Raw genomic sequence first — 17,607 nt, 5'->3', positions numbered from 1 at the left:
TCGTAAGAACTAGTTTTTTACCTAAAAAACACGCAGATAGGCCTTCGTTTACAAAAGCTTTACATTGAGTTAAAACACAATTAATAGTCGGCTATTATTCTGTAAGTGTAAGGATTAATAGAAATGATCAAAATAAGGGGAAGCGTTCGGCTTCTCGTATGTATTTACACTAATAGTAAACAATAGATATTAAATAGACATAGAGAGACTTTTATTGTGCTCAAAACGGTTAAAGACGATGAAGGAGGATTATCCAATGGCAATAACAATGGAATTGACTAACAAAGAAAAAGTAAATACTCCGCAAACAAAAGAAATTGTATATAAAACAAAAGGTTTGAATTTATGGTATGGCAACACACATGCCTTAAAAAATATTGATTTAGACATTCATGCTAACGAAGTTACCGCGATCATCGGTCCATCAGGCTGCGGAAAATCAACATATATTAAAACGTTAAATCGTATGGTAGAAATGACGCCAATTGTCCGTACATCAGGTGAAATTGAGTATAGAGGAAAAAATATTTTTGATAAATCGTACCATGTGGAAGAGCTGCGCACGCAAGTAGGAATGGTTTTCCAAAAGCCAAATCCGTTCCCAAAATCTATTTATGATAATATCGCGTACGGTCCAAGAATTCATGGCGTTCGCAACAAGAAAAAACTAGATGAAATTGTTGAAAAAAGTTTACGAGGAGCAGCTATTTGGGACGAAGTTAAAGATCGTTTGAATCAAAATGCGAATGGGTTGTCAGGTGGACAACAGCAGCGTATCTGTATTGCGCGCTGCTTGGCTATTGAACCCGACGTTATTTTAATGGATGAGCCTACTTCTGCACTCGATCCAATTTCGACATTAAAAGTAGAAGAGTTAGTACAAGAATTAAAGAAAGACTTCAGCATTATTATTGTTACACATAATATGCAGCAAGCGGCACGTATTTCAGATAAAACAGCATTTTTCTTAAATGGAGAAGTGGTAGAGTACGCAGAAACAGATAAAATCTTCTCAATGCCATCTGATAAACGCACAGAAGATTATATTACAGGTCGTTTCGGTTAAGACATACAAGGAGATGGGATGAGTGGTTGTACGCGAAAAGTTTCATGGTGATTTAAAGATATTACGTGAAAAATTATTAGAAATAGGGCGCTTAACGCATGAGGCGTTATCAAAATCAATTGAAGCGTTGCAAACAAGTAACGTTGAGCTGGCGCTAGAAATTATCGACGGTGATTCATACGTGGATGACTTAGAAGAAGAAATTAATGACCTAGCTATCCTACTGATTGCAAAGCAGCAGCCCGTGGCTATTGATTTAAGACGTATTATTGTGGCAATTAAAATTGCTTCGGATGTTGAGCGTATGGCAGATTTTGCCGTTAATGTAGCAAAATCAGCTATACGAATTGGAAACGAAGAATTAATTAAGCCGTTAGAACATGTAAAGAAAATGCACGATATTTCGATTGAAATGCTGAGCCTTTCGTTAAAAGCTTATCACGAAGAAGATCTTGTGTTGGCTAAAAAAGTAGCGGAAATGGACGATCAAGTGGATGAGCTTTACGGAATAACAATTAAAGAACTTTTAAGTCTTGCTAAAGAAAAGCAGGAGGCTATGAACCAAATTACACAGCTTTTATTTGTAGCCCGTTATTTAGAGCGTATGGCTGATCATACCACTAACGTAGCAGAAAGCGTATTTTACCTTGTAAAAGGCAAACGCTACGATTTAAATGAATAGTGGAAAAAGAGGCTGGGACAAAAGTGTTTTAGTTGAAGGAAGATCCGAACGATGAATCGTTCGGATTTTTTTCATTGTATCGAGAAACGTAGGTTTAATGTAGCTGCTTCTAGCTGTTAATGAGAGGGAAGGGCAAAGACTCCTGCAGGAAAAGCGGAAGCGACGAGGAGGCTCATCGCCGCCCTCGGAAAGCGACATTTTGCACGGAAATCAACAGCGGTGTAACAAACGATTCATACGGGCTCATGCATCCAATTTGCTGGGCTGGATTTTTTAACACAAATCGACAAATTGCGTTTATTGTGGCAACTTTTTCTGAATGGTAAGATGTTAATAAGTTTATACGGCATTTATACGTAGAAAAAACAATCTAAGAAACGAAGTGATAAAACAGTGGCTCCTAATCTTATTCAAAACTTAAATGTGTGTATAGCTACTCAGCTTGACTCATCTCGTATTTATGTTCACTGGTCGTTTTCAGAGCATATTCGAGACATGGTAGAAAGTATGTTTTCGACACGATGGGAAGAATTGAATCTAGCTATGTGTACGTATGATATAACAGGCCTTCATTTTAACGGCCATGAATCAAACCGCTATTATATGAAGGGTCTTACTCCTAAGCAAGACTTCATGTTTATGAATAGCTTGGAAAGTGAGCGCACGTATGTAATAGATATTGGTATTCAAGATAAAGAAGGAAGTTTTTTTTCCCTTCTTCGTTCGAATCCGGTTTATTTGATGAAAGAACAGCATGAACAAGTGAATGTAAAGTCGTTGAGCTGGATGTACGAACCTGTAAAAGTTCACCAAGGTGTTCAAAATGAATTTAGCACATATTCCTTATATTCAAATGACTTGGAGCAGGTGAAGAAGCAATATGAATAGTGATGACTGTATTCTTTTAACTTATATGCATTATCCGTTGCTACATGTACTTCAAGCAGAGAGTGAGTATCCGCTGTTTGAACAAGTAACGAACGAATTCATCCCTTTTTTAGATCAAATTGAGTCTGAAAAATTGATAGGTGCAACAGCTGTGATGTCTTGTGTATTTTTGAACGTATTAAACGACGAGGAGTTTAATACTCGTTACGCTCAGTATTTACACCAGTTTTCAAGCCGGCAGCATCAGAGAGCACTCACTTTTTTAAAAAAGTGGGACGGGAGCTTGTTCTCAGCCTGCAAATATTTCTTTCAGCATGACATGATGGAATGTATTCCTACTACCGTAACGAACGCGTTCGTTTCCATCCTTAAAACAGAACAAACATTAAATCTCCAAATTACAGAAGCAATACGTGTTTTTCAACAGTTTTTTGAAAAAAAGCCCGTCGGTTTTTTTATACAGCAAGGAGAGTATACTCATCAAGTAGATATGCTCCTGAAATCTCATGAAATGCGCTATACCTTTGTGAAGTCATCAACAGATGAACTAAAAAAGTCCCCTGCTGGTATTATCTTGTTTCCATATCCTAAGCAAGGAAAACAAGTTGAGGAAGGAACAATGAATAAAGCGAGCGCTGTTTTGGATTTGAAAGCGAAGGACACGCTTGGCTTTCAGCGAATGCAAGCAGCAAGCGGTACATTTCAATATCCTTTAGATTACGCGAGGGATATACAGTTTCATCAAAACGAAACTCTTGCACTCTACGGTGCAACAAAAAGCGCCGAATTTGTCAGTGAGAACAATGAATTGTTTATTTCAACCGTACAGAAGTCAGAGGCGATGCTAGGTGTGATCGATTTTAAACATCCTAGCGTGGTGAATGCCATCTACCGACAGTGGCTCCTTTTAAGTAGCAGCGATTGGCTTTATACTTTTGAAAAAGTCAGAGGTGAATACGAAAGGCAAATAAAGCTGTTTGATTTTCTCTGTCACGAAGAGAATCCAAGGATGGATAGTGAAAACAGTTTTCTTTCAGGAAGTTCTTTTTTATACCCTGTAAAAGAGATAGAGCCGTCGGCTTTATCAGTAAATCAATATAAAGGCGGTCTCTCCATTTTAATGCTTGCATGGGAATTCCCTCCTCTAGTTATCGGAGGACTTGCACGACATGTATTTGATTTATCCAGAGCGTTAGCTAGAGCGGGCCATCACGTTAGTGTATTAACGACGTATGTAGAGGGGCTGCCGGAATATGAACGTTTATACGGTGTTCACGTTTACAGAGTTAAAAGCCTGCAGCCTCATCATCCGGATTTTTTGACATGGGTAAACAGTTTGAACGTGGCTATGGCTCTTAGAGGACTGCAGTTAGGCTACAAGCTGTCTTTTGACGTTATTCATGCTCATGACTGGCTTGTTGCATCCGCAGCAAAATGTTTAGCAGATAAAACGGATAGGCCGCTAATTACGACCATTCATGCGACAGAACATGGGCGCAATAATGGTATTCATAATGACATGCAGCAGAAAATTCACTTGCAAGAAGAGGAGCTGATTCGACAATCAAGCTCAATCATTGTCTGCAGCGACTATATGAAGAAAGAATTAATCACTTTATTTCACGTAGAACAGGATAAAATTGCTATATTTCCAAATGGAATTGACAAGCAGCTGGTAGTCGACGCAGTAAATGAACGGTTAAAAGAAAGTTTACAAAAGAAATATAATTTTAGAAAGGCCCCTATTATTTTTTCAATTGGACGAATTGTATATGAAAAAGGATTTCAGCTATTTATTGAAGCAGCGGAACTATTTAAGAAAAAACAAATAGATGTTCAATTTGTTGTGGCGGGAAAAGGGCCTTTACTTCATGAATTTCGAACACAGGTAAGTGAAAAGCAATTAGACAAATACGTGTATTTTATTGGATACATTACCGATAACGAACGAAATCAACTTCTTCAAGCTTGCAAAATGGTTGTTTTTCCAAGTCTATATGAACCTTTTGGAATTGTGGCTTTAGAGGGGATGGTAGCCAAGAAGCCAACCATCGTTGCCGATACAGGAGGTCTAAGCGATATTGTTTCACATTTCGACACGGGCCTGACGTTTGCCAGAGGAGATACGCTCGAATTAATCAACTGTATTGAATTTTTGTTAAAAAATGAAAAAATAGCTGCGAAAATCAGCGAAAATGGGTATAGAAAAGCAACAACGATGTTTAGCTGGGAGAAAATCGCTATCGATACAAGTAAGCTGTTTCAACATCACATTTGCCAGGATAAAAAAAGGAGGGAGGCAAAAAATTGAAAGCCATTATACTTGCTGGCGGTAAAGGAACAAGACTGCAGCCCTTGACCTACACGATTCCAAAGCCTATGCTGCCGCTTTACGATAAACCTGTGATGGAATATAGCATTGAACTGCTTAAGAAACATGGAATTACAGAGATTGGGATTACGCTGCAGTATAGGCATGAACAAATTATTGAATACTTTGGGGATGGCTCTCAGTGGGGAGTGACGCTTACTTATTTTATCGAAAAAGAGCCTCTTGGAACAGCGGGCGGAATTAAGCGAGCAGAGGCCTTTATTGAGGAAGACTGTATTATTATTAGTGGAGATGCCTTAACAGAAATTAATCTTCAAGACGTTATTCATTTTCATTATGAACAAAAAAGCGAAATGACTATTGTTACAAAAGAAGTAAACGACGTGCGGGGTTATGGAGTGGTGACGATAGATGAAGGGAATCGAGTCACGGGATTTGTAGAGAAACCGACCTACGAACAGGCCAATAGCCGATTGATTAATACGGGAGTGTATGTGATCAAAAAATCCGTTCTTGATTACGTGAATTCTTATGGTCCTACAGATTTTAGCTTTGACATTATCCCGCTTCTTTTGGAATATAATCATACTGTGTGCAGTTTTGTAACAGAGGATTATTGGATTGATATTGGGCAAATCCACCATTATCGTCAAGCACACTATGATCTGTGGAGCAAGTGGTTTGGCGATAGACAGGAAAGTATTGTCTCAGATGCCGCGCTTATAGAAGAAGGGGTGACTGTTTACGATCCGGTTTACGTAGGAGAAAATGTGGTGATTAGAAAAGGTGCTTCAATTGGTCCTTACACGATTATCGGAACCAATAGTATCATAGAAGCACATGCTGCAATCGATAAAACGATTTTGCTTCAAAACGTAACGGTGGGGGCAGAATCGTTTTTATACAACGCTACGATAGGTCCGTATGTAAATGTTCAAGCGATGACTACGTATGTCCAAGATACAGTAGCTGAAAATCAAGTGCTACCTCACCTTTCTGTAAAACCAGATGTTTCTATCTTCAAAAACGGTCGCCTGTATGTACATTCATCTGTTGATCGAGAAAGACTATACAATGCGTTATTACTTGTATGCAAACATCAAGGATCGTTCTGTCTAGCAAGCGATGATGAAGGAGAAGCCACTCAACTTCGCAAAGAATGCTTTTCTTTTTTACGGAGTAATCATTCAGCTGTGTATGATATTAAAAAAGAAGCTCTTCCGGTATTTCGATATTACATGATGACTTCACAAGCGAGCATTGGTATTTATATTGGTGTGGATAGCAAAAACAGCGGTCTATTTTTAGAAATATATGATAATAAAGGACAATTAGTTAATCAGCTTATTGAAAAAAAGATTGAGCGGATGTATCTTCAAGCTAAAAAAGCAAACATAACGACTTCTGTTTCACTTAAAGAAACAAGCATAGGAAATATCAAGGAAGAATATTGTGATGCTTTAGTAAAATCAATTAATCAGCATATTTTATTAGAAGACAGTACGCGGATTGGTGTGATTTGTTCACCGTTTATACAGGAAGTTGTCGAATTATTATGTAAGCGTCTTCGTATCCATGTGTTATTTTTAAACAAGTGGGAGAAAACAGAAGAAACCAAACGAATAATTAAACGAAATAAGCTGTCTTTTTGTATTCAGATTAAAGAAGATGGAGAAACATTTGCTCTATATGATGAAAAAGGCTGCAGCGTAAATGACTCAGAAATTATGTCGCTTTATATTTATAGCGTATACATGACAAAAAAAGTAGCATTCGTTCCTATTCCTATACACTATTCATCCACATTAGAAACATTTGCTCAATCTCTCAATCAATCATTTATGAGGACAAAAGCAAAAAAACGTGATTTGCTTAGTCTTTTGGGGCCTGTTCAATTTCAGTTAGATGCCATGTACGCTTTATGTCAGCTGATCGAATTAATTATGGTGCAGCAGCGGAAAATTTCTGAAATGATTCAATATGTCCCCCACGCTTATATGAACTGGCGCTATATTTCATGTCCGCTAGAAATTCAAGAACAAGTGATGAAGAAGTTATTAGAAGAAGCAATCGGTAAACAAGTGTATGTCATTGATGGTTTAAAAATTTACCATGATCCTCATGAATGGACGCTTATTTTGCCCGATGGTCACTTGCCTGTATTAAATATTTATTCAGAGGCGTTAAACACTCAGACTGCCAAGAAGCTGTCGGCATATTTTGTAGAAAAAATACAAGAATATCAAAGAGTGTAAATAATGGATTTTATTTAAAAGAAAGGAAGTACGCCTCTCATAAAAAGAGTTCCGCCTATTTTAAGAAACTTCATCTATGTATAAGGCGTAGCAGAGAAGGAGCTCAGGACTCTAAGAGGAAAGAAAAAGTGAAGAAATGAAATTAAATGACTTTCTTCAAAAAAACAGACTGGCATTTCCTTTCGAAAAATGATATTATATTAAAGTCTGATTTATGTTTATAATGTTTGGAGGGAAAATAGATGCGCGTAAACGTTACATTAGCTTGCACTGAAACTGGTGACCGTAATTACATTACAACTAAAAACAAGCGTAATAACCCAGATCGTCTTGAGTTAAAAAAATACAGCCCAAGACTTAAAAAAGTTACACTTCATCGTGAAACAAAGTAAGCAGTAGGAGTACAATCCTGCTGTTTTTTTTTATAGGGGGGAATTAAAATGAAATCTCATCTGCGCAAAGAGATGAAGCGCGTTCTTAATTTAATTTCTGAAGAGCAGCACGAGGCACATTCAACGAGCATAGCAAATGCACTGTATGAAACTTGTTTATGGAAAGAGGCTAGAGTCATTGCAGCTACGGTTTCAAGAAATAAAGAAGTTAATACGAAAGCCATCATTGAACGGGCTTGGAAAGATGGAAAGAAAGTAGCTGTTCCAAAATGCAACCCCACAACATCTCAAATGGTTTTCTACGAGATTACGAATTTTTCACAGCTTGAAACAGTGTACTACGGGTTAGCCGAACCAATTGTTGAAGAAACGGTTCCCGTTTCAAAATCTTCAATTGATTTACTCCTTGTGCCTGGCGTGGTATATAGCAAGAATGGATATCGTATCGGCTATGGAGGCGGCTATTACGATCGTTATTTAACAGATTATACCGGACAGAAGCTAAGCCTTGCGTTTGATTGTCAAGTCGTTTCAGAGGTTCCATATGAATCTCATGATATTCCCGTTGAATATATTTTGACAGAGAAGGAGCTTATTTGCTGTGAATCCGTTTGATGCTGTCATGATAATCGTGATATTACTCATGGCAGGAGCGGGCTACATAGCAAAAGCACTGACAGTATCGGGAGCCTGCATGTCTTTCATCGTAGGAGCGAGCGTTTATATCGGTTTTTCGCTTCAAGGTTTTTTACTCTTACTCTTATTTTTTAGCACTTCTACGTTGTGTAGTAAGTATAAAAAAGAAAAAAAACGCGCATTAGAAGAAAAGCTAGAGAAGCACGACAGGCGAGATTACATTCAAGTCCTTGCTAATGGAGGTGTAGCTGCTGCTTGCGGTTTGTTATATGCTGCAACAGCTTTGCCTGTTTACATGTGGATGTTTATGATTAGTATCTCAGCTGCTAATGCTGACACATGGGCATCTGAAATAGGGTCTCTTAGTAAGAAGCCGCCGTTTTACATTTGGACGTTAAAGAGAGTAGAAGCGGGTACTTCAGGAGCCGTTTCACTTTTAGGTACAGCAGCCGGAGCAGCCGGAACTTTTCTTATTGCTGCCGCTTGTTATTTTGCTTTTCCATCCGTATCGCTGAGTAGTATATTGCTAGTTGGGTGCTTTGGTTTTATTGGAAACGCTATAGACACTCTTCTTGGAGCAAGTGTGCAAGTTCGCTTTCGCTGTCAAAGCTGCGGTATTGAAACGGAACGGAAAGATCATTGCGGCAAGCCAACCGTAAAAGAAAAAGGAATAACGTTCTTTAACAATGATGTTGTGAATCTTGCCGCTATTTTGCTTGCTGCTTTTACAGGCGGAATCCTTATCCTGCTTTTACCTATATAAGAGCATAAAATGTTCGTCATAGGAGCAAAGTAAACGTAAGGAGGCTTGAAAATGAGACATATTGTATTAGTACTTACGCTTTTAGTTGTTGGAACGCTGGGCTACCAAATGAGATACCGTGTTTTAAATTCGCTGTTTGGAAATTCATTTATCCGCAGTCTAGCTGTTCGTTCATTTTTTAATTTGCCGTTTGTTCGGGATCGTTTAATGAAGCAGGTCTTCCGCTAAGAGCGAAAGATACATAAAAAACACCTTACAGACATGTAAGGTGTTTTTTCGTAGAAAAAGAAAAAGGGAAAATCGTTGCTTTTTTCCTGGCTTTCTGCCATCTTTACATATAGAGAGTGTGAGGAGGTGACTATTTGTCTAGGCAAGATTTTTATTATTTGCAGGTGGCACAGCAATTGCTTGGCCATTCTTCATATGAGCTGATTTCGATGAAAGCTGATGCTTCAGAGCTATGGTTTCAATCTCACTATCGCAAAGATAAGTCAATAATCCGCATAGTCCGCCGTAATTTCAAATCAGTCGTTGAGCAGCAAAAAGATGTACTGTATGCATTACAAAGAGCTGAGAATGTGCGAAAGCAGAGCGGTAAATCAACGCTTACTCTTAACACAATTTACTTTGCTGATTTTGATCCTTTTTATACAGAGCAGTCCTTAGAAAGTGCGCCGAGTCCCTCTAAAGTGAATAGTTATGTTGAACAACTAACGGCAGAGAAAGCAAGCGCTTATGAACCTCTATTCGAACGGCTGGGTCTTACATTAGAAAGCGCAGACAATTTCTCTTCCGAAGAAGAAGCTCAGCGGATAGAACAGTGGAAACATAAAATTGTGCTTTTTGTGCAGAAAAAACAAAGCGAAGAACAGCAAATAGCTGGATACGGAAAGCCTATTTTTACATATATATTTTTAGCGATGCAAATCTTAATGTTTCTATTTCTGGAGTGGAAAAGCAGTACGCAAAATACGCTCACTCTGATTCAATACGGAGCTAAATATAACCCCTTAATTATAGAAGGCGAATGGTGGCGTTTTTTTACACCTATAATTTTGCATATAGGACTTCTGCATTTGCTTATGAATAGTGTAGCCCTGTATTATTTAGGAACGCTTGTAGAGAGGATATATGGCAGCGGGCGTTTTGTCTTTATTTATATATTTGCCGGGTTTGCAGGATCTCTAGGAAGTTTTATATGGAATACGTCTATTTCCGCAGGAGCCTCAGGGGCCATTTTCGGTTGCTTTGGAGCTTTACTGTTTTTAGCAAGAACAAATCCACGCTTCTTTTTTCGAACAATGGGATCGAGTTTCATTGTCATCATTGTGATTAACTTGATTTTTGGATTTGTTGCGCCGAACGTCGATAATGCAGGGCATATTGGCGGTTTGGTTGGCGGATTTTTAGCTGCAAGCATCGTCAGTTTACCGAAACAAAAAAAGCTGTATATTCAGATTCCGGCTTTCATTTGCACGCTTTTATTAGTAGGAAGTCTGCTTTTTTATGGATATCATGAGCGTTCTGTTTATCAAGATGAGCCATATGCACTCAGCGTAGCGGCTACGTATCTTCAGCAGAAGCAGTATGAAGAAGCAAAAGACGCCATCAAGCTTTTTATTGAAAAAGGGACAAGCAATAGTGACATATATTTTATCAGTGCTAGCGCAGAACTTTATCTTGAAAATTATAAAGAAGCTAAACAGCAATTGAATCAGGCTGTAAAGTATGATTCAACTTTTCATGAGGCGTATTACTATTTAGCTTTGGTGAATATAAAACTGAACGATATTTCAGCGGCCACACAAAATATCGACAAAGCAATTGCGCTTGAACCACAAAGTAAAAAATATGAAAAGCTGAAGCAACAGCTAGAAAATTAAAACTGTTGAATGACGAATTTAATATTTTATACTTTACTATTGTGAGAACGTTTACTAGAATATTAATATGTAGACCTAGCAGTGGGCGTTAAATACGGCCGCTGTTTATGACTGAATGACTGTTGAGTTATCTCAAAATAAATGAATCATATCACCTAGAAAATAGGATAAAGGTGACAGAATGAATACGTTATATGATGTACAACAATTATTAAAGTCCTTCGGCATTTTTATATACGTAGGCGATCGTACTGCTGATTTAGAGCTGATGGAAGCGGAAGTAAAAGAATTATATCAGTCTAATTTGATTGATGTACGTGATTACCAAATGGCAATTCTTTTGCTTCGTCGAGAGTTAAAACAACAAAAAGAGAAAAAGGATGAATGAACATGGATGACAAATGGTTAGTTGGAGTTGATTTAGGCGGTACAACAATAAAAATGGCCTTTATTAATCATTATGGAGAAATCATTCACAAGTGGGAAATTAATACGGATGTGAGCGAGCAAGGCCGTAAAATTCCAACAGATATTGCAAAAGCAATTGATAAAAAGTTAAACGATCTTGGAGAAGTAAAGTCAAGGTTGGTAGGAATTGGTATTGGTGCACCGGGGCCTGTCAACTTTGCAAACGGTTCGATTGAAGTAGCTGTCAATTTAGGTTGGGAAAAATTCCCTATCAAAGATATCTTGGAAGTAGAAACTTCTCTTCCTGTTGTAGTAGACAATGATGCAAACATTGCAGCCATTGGAGAAATGTGGAAAGGTGCTGGAGACGGAGCAAAAGATTTGCTGTGCGTTACGCTTGGCACAGGTGTTGGCGGCGGTGTCATTGCCAACGGTGAAATTGTACAAGGCGTAAATGGAGCCGCTGGTGAGATCGGGCACATTACTTCTATTCCTGAAGGCGGAGCACCGTGTAACTGCGGCAAAACCGGCTGTTTAGAAACAATCGCTTCAGCAACTGGAATTGTACGTTTAACAATGGAAGAATTAACGGAAACGGACAAACCAAGTGAGCTTCGCACAGTGTTAGAACAAAATGGACAAGTTACATCTAAAGATGTATTTGATGCAGCTCGTTCAAAAGACGAGTTAGCGATGCATGTTGTAGATAAAGTTGCCTTTCATTTAGGTCTAGCACTAGCAAACTCTGCTAATGCATTAAACCCTGAGAAAATCGTTCTAGGCGGCGGTGTGTCTCGTGCAGGCGAGGTATTACTTGCACCGGTAAGAGGTTATTTCAAACGTTTTGCATTTCCTCGCGTAGCACAAGGTGCTGAACTAGCAATCGCTACTTTAGGAAACGATGCGGGAATTATTGGAGGAGCTTGGTTAGTTAAATCTTATTTTGAATAATAAGCAAGAATCTAACTGAGATAAAAAAGCGCTTTGACTAAATGTCAAAGCGCTTTTTTATCATGCATCTTTTCAATCTTTACATATACATAGTGTAAAGGAGTGAAGATTATGCGAATTATAGATATCCAAAAGCCTTACGATTACAAGCGAACCATAAAAGACATACAAACACTTTTGACTTATTATCCCTATGGTTCTCTTGAATGGATAGGGTGCAGCGTGCTTGGAAAGCCGATTCCTCATATTTTAATTGGAAACGGAAAGAGAAAGGTTCATATCAATGCGTCGTTTCATGCTAATGAATGGATTACGACAAATGTTCTTCTACAGTTTATGGAAGATTATTTAGCTGCTCTTCATTATGATCAGGCGTTGAACGGGCAAGATTCAAGAGCTCTTTTTAATCAAATTACGCTTTCTGCAGTTCCAATTGTTAACCCAGACGGAGTAGATCTGGTCTTAAAAGGTCCTGGTGTAGGCGAACCTTATGCGTCTTTTCTTTCTAAAATAGGGAGAGATTTTCCGGATTTTCAAAGCTGGAAAGCAAATATCCGAGGGGTGGACTTAAACAATCAGTTTCCGGCTTATTGGGAAATCGAAAAAAAGCGTAAAGAACCTAAAGCGCCGCATTATCGAGATTTTCCAGGCTATGAATCTCTCTCTGAACCTGAAGCTCAGGCAATGGTAAAACTCGTTGAGCGTCATGATTTTGATTGTGTGATTGCTTTACATACCCAAGGAGAAGAATTTTATTGGGGGTATATGAATGAAGAGCCTGAGGAAGCAGAGGAAATAGCAAGCTATTTTGAAAGGGTAAGCGGTTATAAAGCTGTCAAAACGATTGATAGTCACGCGGGATTTAAGGATTGGTTTATTTTAGAAAAGAAAAAGCTGGGGTTCACCCTAGAATTGGGAAAAGGGATTAATCCGCTGCCTTTATCTCAAATATCGCGCGTATATAATCCGACTAAAGCTATTTTAGTTGCGGCAATGGATTATCTGTCTATTTAAAAAGCCACGCAAAGCATATGCTTTGCATGGCTTTTTTAATGATGTACCGCCGGATAACCGTGATGTATGATGGTCATCACGGTAAACCATCCGAATACACCGAATGTTAGTACCGAAAAACCAATGCCTAATATGTTTTTATTTCTCAAAGATGAAATAGCTGCAAATACGCCTAGCAATGTTGTTAGTGCAAAAATAATCATAAGACCCACTCGAAGAAACCTCCTTTAGGTAACTTAAAATTAAAGCGCTATCATTAGCTTATCCCTTCAATTGTAAAACTTTTCTAACCGTTTGTCGAGATGAAAACCAATCTTTCTTTTGCTTCTTTGGCTTAGAAAGGTCCTTACTTTCATTTATAAGATGATGTGTGTATGATAATGCATATAACGGAAATAAATTTACACAAGGAGGACACATTATGAACTATCATCGTATACCGCTAGGACCTATTCAAACGAATTGTTATGTCGTTGCTAACGAAAAAAAAGAATGTTTAATTTTTGATCCGGGAGCTCAGGGAAAACAGCTCGTTGAATTTCTCGAAAAACAAACGTATAAACCATTAGCTATTTTGCTGACACACGCTCATTTCGATCACATTGGAGGAGTAGATGAGGTGATGAATCACTACTCTATCCCGCTTTATGTACATAAAAACGAAAAAGAATGGCTTCATAATAGTGACTTAAACGGGTCGAAATTTTTTGACCTAGGAGAAATTACAGCTCCAGATGCAACCGATATTATTTCATCAGAAGGCAATTTAACAATCGGTTCATTCCAATTTGAGGTGTATGAAACGCCTGGTCATTCTCCTGGCAGCGTTTCATATTATTTCAAACCGGGTAACTTTGTAGTATCTGGTGACGCGCTTTTTGCAGGCGGCATCGGGCGCACAGATTTACCTGGAGGTAATCAAGCTCAGCTGTTAGAAAGCATCGAATCGAAATTGCTGTCCCTTCCAGAAGATACGCTTGTACTAAGCGGTCACGGACCTGAAACAACTGTGGGACACGAAATGGATCAAAATCCTTTTCTAAATGGGTTTTAAGAATACAAAAAGCGATGGAAGCCCATCGCTTTTCTCTTTACTGTCCTGGTGTCATCATAAAAGTTGACCAGTACGTGAACCCCACAAAAAAGACGGTCAAATATGCTCCAAAAACGTAAATGTACATTCTTTCAGACAGCTTTAAATAACTAAGAATTACAAAAAAACCTGTTTGAGCTAAAAAGAGTAAAGAAGTCTTATGCATGTGACCGAGGTAAAACATTACAGTGAAAATTGCTGTCCAGAACCCCATTACACGGTACATTCGTTCCACGTCCATTTCCTCCTTTATCAAACTTAGTTAGTGTCATGATGAATGTCATCGCTGTGTAAGCACTAGAAAGCACTTATGAAACTATATCGATACTTTTCCATTATAATACATCCTTTCTTTCCTGAAAACGCTATCTTTTCCTTGAAATACGACAGAAGAAAAAAAGTTATACAAAACGTATGCAAAATACTATACAAAGGTTATACAAAACGTGTACAATGTATATAAACAATCTATAACTAAAAAACGGGAGGGTTTCATATGGAAGAAATTAAATTTTATACGTACCCGAGCTGTACATCATGTCGTAAAACGAAAAAGTGGCTAGTGAAGGAAGATGTAAATTTTAAAGAGCGTCATTTATTTAGAGAAACACCTACTCATAAAGAAATGCTTGAACTTCTTTCTATGACAACAGAAGGGATGGATGAACTTCTTGCTAAAAGAAGTCAGGAATATAAAAAGTTAAATGTTGATGTGGACAGCATGACGTTATCACAAGTAGTCAATCTATTAATTGAACATCCTCGTTTGCTTCGCCGCCCCATTTTAACGGATGGCAAAAAGCTTGTAGTAGGTTATAACGAATCTGCACTTAAAAATTTGGTCAAGAAAAAAACAAGTCTTGCGTCTCTAGTTGTGTAAGCATACATGATGAAGAAGCTCAATTCAGTAAATAACGAATAAAACGACAGCGTAGAGTTTTACATCACGTTGTCTTTTTTTTATGTAATCGTTTAGAGGTGTACAGAAGTTGTACATCGTGTACAAGGACTGAAGCGAAGAAAAGAAGCGTATACGAAAAAAATTATAAAAAATGAAAAAAGAAGGAGGGAAATCTCGAAAAAGGTCGAAATTACTGTTTCTAGGTGTTTTAAGAATCATCTTCATTACAAATAAAGGAGTGATGATCGTTTGACCGAAATTGAACAGTTTGCTACTTACGTTATACGAGATGCATGTGAGTGTCGAAGTTCTGATGTGCATATTGTGCCCCGAAAGAAAGATGCTGTGATTCAGCTGCGAATTGACCAGGAGCTTATTTTAAAGAGGGTTATTTCAAAGGAAATGTCTGAACGGCTCATTTCGCATTTTAAGTTTTTAGGGGGAATGGATATTGGGGAGCGCAGAAAACCTCAAAATGGTGCATTGACCACTTCCGTTGATCACTATCAAGTAAATTTGCGTTTATCAACTCTTCCTACTTCTCATGATGAAAGTCTTGTTATTCGGCTTTTGCCTCATCAACAATCTACCTCTCTCAAACATTTATCTCTTTTTCCTGAACATACTAAAAAGCTTATTTCTCTCTTGAAATTCTCTCATGGATTAATTATTTTTACCGGTCCTACAGGATCAGGTAAAACCACTACTCTATATACTCTTTTACACGAAGTAAAGCACCTTTTTAATCGAAATGTTATTACACTAGAAGATCCTATTGAAAAACCGAGTGAAACCGTGCTTCAAGTGCAGGTAAATGAACGCGCAGGGATTACGTATACGACTGGTTTAAAAGCTATATTGCGCCATGATCCAGACATTATCATGGTGGGAGAAATAAGAGATAGTGAGACCGCCAAAATTGCTGTGAGAGCAGCGCTTACCGGACACTTGGTTTTGACAACGATGCATACTAAAGATACAAAAGGATCTTTGTACAGGCTGCTTGAGTTTGGCGTTAGCTTTCAAGAAATGGAGCAGACTCTTGTAGCAGTAGCTGCACAGCGTCTTGTAGAAATTCGCTGTCCGCTGTGTTCGGGAAAATGCCACCCTGCTTGTAAAAAAATGAGGAAGCATCGTCAGTCCAGCATATACGAATTGCTTTATGGCAAGGAGCTTAGCGCAGTGATGAGAGAAGTGAAAGGAGAAAATGCGGATTATGATTATAAGACGCTCCGAGATGTTATTCTAAAAGGAATCGCGCTAGGCTATTTATATCCGCATTCGCTAGACGGATGGGGGTAAAGACAAATAGACAAAAAAGGTGGTCTCTGGCTCAGCAAGCAAAAATTCTTAAGCAGGTCTCCAAGCTCTTAGAAAAAGGCTACACTCTTTCTCAAGCTCTTTCATTTTTGACGTTTCAAGTATCTAACAAAGAAAAAACGGATATTGAAAAATGTCTTGAGCAGTTAAAACGAGGAGAATCTTTGCACGATGCTTTTGTTAAACTTCAGTTTCACCGTGATATTTTAAGCTATTTATATTTTGCGGAACAGCATGGAAATCTTCAATTTGCTTTAAAAGAAAGTAGCTCAATGATTGAAGAAAAAGTAAGGCATCGTAAAAAATTTCAAAAGCTTGTTCAATATCCCGTATTGCTGCTTCTGTTTATTCTTTCCATTTCATTTGTTTTAAGTACGGTTTTACTTCCGCAGTTTGAAGCTCTGTACTTATCCTTTGGAAACAAGCAGTCTTCGTTTATCCTCTTATTTATGCAGGCGATGTCGTTCTTTCCTTTTGTGTTACCTGCAGTCATCAGTATGCCAATCATCCTTTATTTGTTTTATGTAATTTACATTAAAAAATTGCCTCCAGTAGTTCAAATGCAGCTTTTTATGAGAGTTCCCGTTATCCGAACGTTCACACGGCTATTTAACTCCTACTTTTTTTCTGTTCATATGAGCAATTTATTAAACGGTGGTTTATCTATTTATGAATGTTTTGCTCTTTTTCAAAAGCAGGAGCATCATCCGTTCTTTCAAGTGGAAGCTTTTGCTTTTACAGATCAACTTTCCTCAGGAATGCGATTAGATCATATCGTTTCAGCTAAATCTCATTATGAAAAAGACTTGGCTCATGTTATTGTGCATGGCCAGCAGAACGGTGAGCTTTCTCAAGAGCTGTATGATTACAGTCTATTTATGATGGAAAGAATGGAACAATTTATTTTTCGTATTTTAAAATATGTACAGCCGCTTACATTTTTGTTCATCGGAATGGTCATTCTGCTTATGTATATGTCTGTTATGCTTCCGATGTTAGAAGTGATGTCGAGCTTGTAGAAGG

Annotated in this window: 20 protein-coding genes; 18 read left to right on the top strand and 2 right to left on the bottom strand. The window is 38.1% G+C overall.

The annotated features are described in order from the left end of the window. Nucleotides 1-268 precede the first annotated feature (268 nt). From pstB to CEQ83_RS21810, 14 genes are all read left to right on the top strand, one after another. Nucleotides 269-1,066, top strand: coding sequence for a phosphate ABC transporter ATP-binding protein PstB (gene pstB / locus CEQ83_RS21870; protein ID WP_370506071.1), 798 nt, complete (start codon nucleotides 269-271; stop codon nucleotides 1,064-1,066). A 22-nt stretch (nucleotides 1,067-1,088) separates the two neighbouring features. Then, on the top strand, nucleotides 1,089-1,748 hold the full coding sequence (gene phoU, locus CEQ83_RS21865; RefSeq protein WP_013059193.1) for a phosphate signaling complex protein PhoU: 660 nt from the start codon (nucleotides 1,089-1,091) through the stop codon (nucleotides 1,746-1,748). Nucleotides 1,749-1,867: 119 nt separating this feature from the next. Further along, nucleotides 1,868-2,074, top strand: a complete 207-nt coding sequence (locus CEQ83_RS21860) for a hypothetical protein (RefSeq protein ID WP_141483538.1) — start codon at nucleotides 1,868-1,870, stop codon at nucleotides 2,072-2,074. A gap of 67 nt (nucleotides 2,075-2,141) precedes the next feature. After that, entirely contained in the window at nucleotides 2,142-2,636 is a 495-nt protein-coding gene (locus CEQ83_RS21855) for a DUF4912 domain-containing protein (RefSeq protein WP_028411623.1), read from the top strand. Continuing rightward, entirely contained in the window at nucleotides 2,629-4,947 is a 2,319-nt protein-coding gene (locus CEQ83_RS21850; RefSeq protein WP_028411622.1) for a glycosyltransferase, read from the top strand. The genes CEQ83_RS21855 and CEQ83_RS21850 overlap by 8 nt, the downstream gene beginning before the upstream one ends. Next, nucleotides 4,944-7,223 (top strand): sugar phosphate nucleotidyltransferase, encoded by a 2,280-nt coding sequence (locus tag CEQ83_RS21845; protein WP_098112949.1) that lies wholly within the window; start codon nucleotides 4,944-4,946, stop codon nucleotides 7,221-7,223. The genes CEQ83_RS21850 and CEQ83_RS21845 overlap by 4 nt, the downstream gene beginning before the upstream one ends. Before the next feature lie 242 nt (nucleotides 7,224-7,465). Further along, nucleotides 7,466-7,615, top strand: coding sequence for a 50S ribosomal protein L33 (gene rpmG / locus CEQ83_RS21840; protein ID WP_013059189.1), 150 nt, complete (start codon nucleotides 7,466-7,468; stop codon nucleotides 7,613-7,615). Between the two features lie 48 nt (nucleotides 7,616-7,663). Continuing rightward, entirely contained in the window at nucleotides 7,664-8,230 is a 567-nt protein-coding gene (locus CEQ83_RS21835) for a 5-formyltetrahydrofolate cyclo-ligase (protein ID WP_028411620.1), read from the top strand. Further along, a complete protein-coding gene (locus CEQ83_RS21830) occupies nucleotides 8,217-9,014 on the top strand; it encodes a DUF92 domain-containing protein (protein ID WP_028411619.1) in 798 nt (265 codons plus the stop codon). The genes CEQ83_RS21835 and CEQ83_RS21830 overlap by 14 nt, the downstream gene beginning before the upstream one ends. Nucleotides 9,015-9,065: 51 nt before the next feature. Continuing rightward, nucleotides 9,066-9,242: a hypothetical protein gene (locus CEQ83_RS27275; RefSeq protein WP_013059186.1), complete on the top strand. Its 177-nt coding sequence runs from the start codon at nucleotides 9,066-9,068 to the stop codon at nucleotides 9,240-9,242. Nucleotides 9,243-9,376: 134 nt separating this feature from the next. Next, entirely contained in the window at nucleotides 9,377-10,897 is a 1,521-nt protein-coding gene (locus CEQ83_RS21825; protein ID WP_028411618.1) for a rhomboid family protein, read from the top strand. Between the two features lie 181 nt (nucleotides 10,898-11,078). Then, complete coding sequence (locus CEQ83_RS21820) at nucleotides 11,079-11,285, top strand: YqgQ family protein (protein WP_028411617.1); 207 nt, start codon at nucleotides 11,079-11,081, stop codon at nucleotides 11,283-11,285. Between the two features lie 2 nt (nucleotides 11,286-11,287). Beyond that, on the top strand, nucleotides 11,288-12,256 hold the full coding sequence (locus CEQ83_RS21815; protein ID WP_098112947.1) for an ROK family glucokinase: 969 nt from the start codon (nucleotides 11,288-11,290) through the stop codon (nucleotides 12,254-12,256). A gap of 111 nt (nucleotides 12,257-12,367) precedes the next feature. Next, a complete protein-coding gene (locus CEQ83_RS21810; protein ID WP_028411615.1) occupies nucleotides 12,368-13,270 on the top strand; it encodes a M14 family metallopeptidase in 903 nt (300 codons plus the stop codon). A 35-nt stretch (nucleotides 13,271-13,305) separates the two neighbouring features. On the opposite strand, the gene CEQ83_RS21805 is transcribed toward CEQ83_RS21810, so the two are convergent. Then, nucleotides 13,306-13,482 carry a DUF2759 domain-containing protein gene (locus tag CEQ83_RS21805; RefSeq protein ID WP_028411614.1) on the bottom strand — a complete coding sequence of 59 codons (177 nt, stop codon included), beginning with the start codon at nucleotides 13,480-13,482 and terminating at the stop codon, nucleotides 13,306-13,308. Between the two features lie 209 nt (nucleotides 13,483-13,691). On the opposite strand from CEQ83_RS21805, the gene CEQ83_RS21800 reads away from it, so the two are divergent. Further along, nucleotides 13,692-14,324, top strand: a complete 633-nt coding sequence (locus CEQ83_RS21800) for an MBL fold metallo-hydrolase (protein WP_028411613.1) — start codon at nucleotides 13,692-13,694, stop codon at nucleotides 14,322-14,324. 37 nt (nucleotides 14,325-14,361) lie between these two features. Here CEQ83_RS21800 and CEQ83_RS21795 read toward each other — a convergent pair whose 3' ends face one another. Continuing rightward, nucleotides 14,362-14,598 (bottom strand): DUF2626 domain-containing protein, encoded by a 237-nt coding sequence (locus CEQ83_RS21795; protein ID WP_013059179.1) that lies wholly within the window; start codon nucleotides 14,596-14,598, stop codon nucleotides 14,362-14,364. A 261-nt stretch (nucleotides 14,599-14,859) separates the two neighbouring features. Between CEQ83_RS21795 and CEQ83_RS21790 the strand changes: the two genes are divergently transcribed. The 3 genes from CEQ83_RS21790 to comGB all read left to right on the top strand — a co-directional run bounded on the left by CEQ83_RS21790 (nucleotide 14,860) and on the right by comGB (nucleotide 17,603). Then, the gene (locus CEQ83_RS21790) at nucleotides 14,860-15,243 is read left to right on the top strand and encodes a Spx/MgsR family RNA polymerase-binding regulatory protein (RefSeq protein WP_028411612.1); all 384 of its coding nucleotides are present in this window, start codon (nucleotides 14,860-14,862) and stop codon (nucleotides 15,241-15,243) included. A 270-nt stretch (nucleotides 15,244-15,513) separates the two neighbouring features. Then, nucleotides 15,514-16,566 carry a competence type IV pilus ATPase ComGA gene (gene comGA / locus CEQ83_RS21785; RefSeq protein ID WP_028411611.1) on the top strand — a complete coding sequence of 351 codons (1,053 nt, stop codon included), beginning with the start codon at nucleotides 15,514-15,516 and terminating at the stop codon, nucleotides 16,564-16,566. Then, on the top strand, nucleotides 16,557-17,603 hold the full coding sequence (gene comGB, locus CEQ83_RS21780; protein ID WP_155017509.1) for a competence type IV pilus assembly protein ComGB: 1,047 nt from the start codon (nucleotides 16,557-16,559) through the stop codon (nucleotides 17,601-17,603). The genes comGA and comGB overlap by 10 nt, the downstream gene beginning before the upstream one ends. Nucleotides 17,604-17,607: the final 4 nt, after the last annotated feature.

Origin of the sequence: Priestia megaterium (genome assembly GCF_009497655.1) — a bacterium.
GTDB classification, from domain to species: domain Bacteria; phylum Bacillota; class Bacilli; order Bacillales; family Bacillaceae_H; genus Priestia; species Priestia zanthoxyli.
The sequence above is the reverse complement of the archived record's forward strand: the minus strand, read 5'-3'. Positions and strand labels throughout refer to the sequence as shown.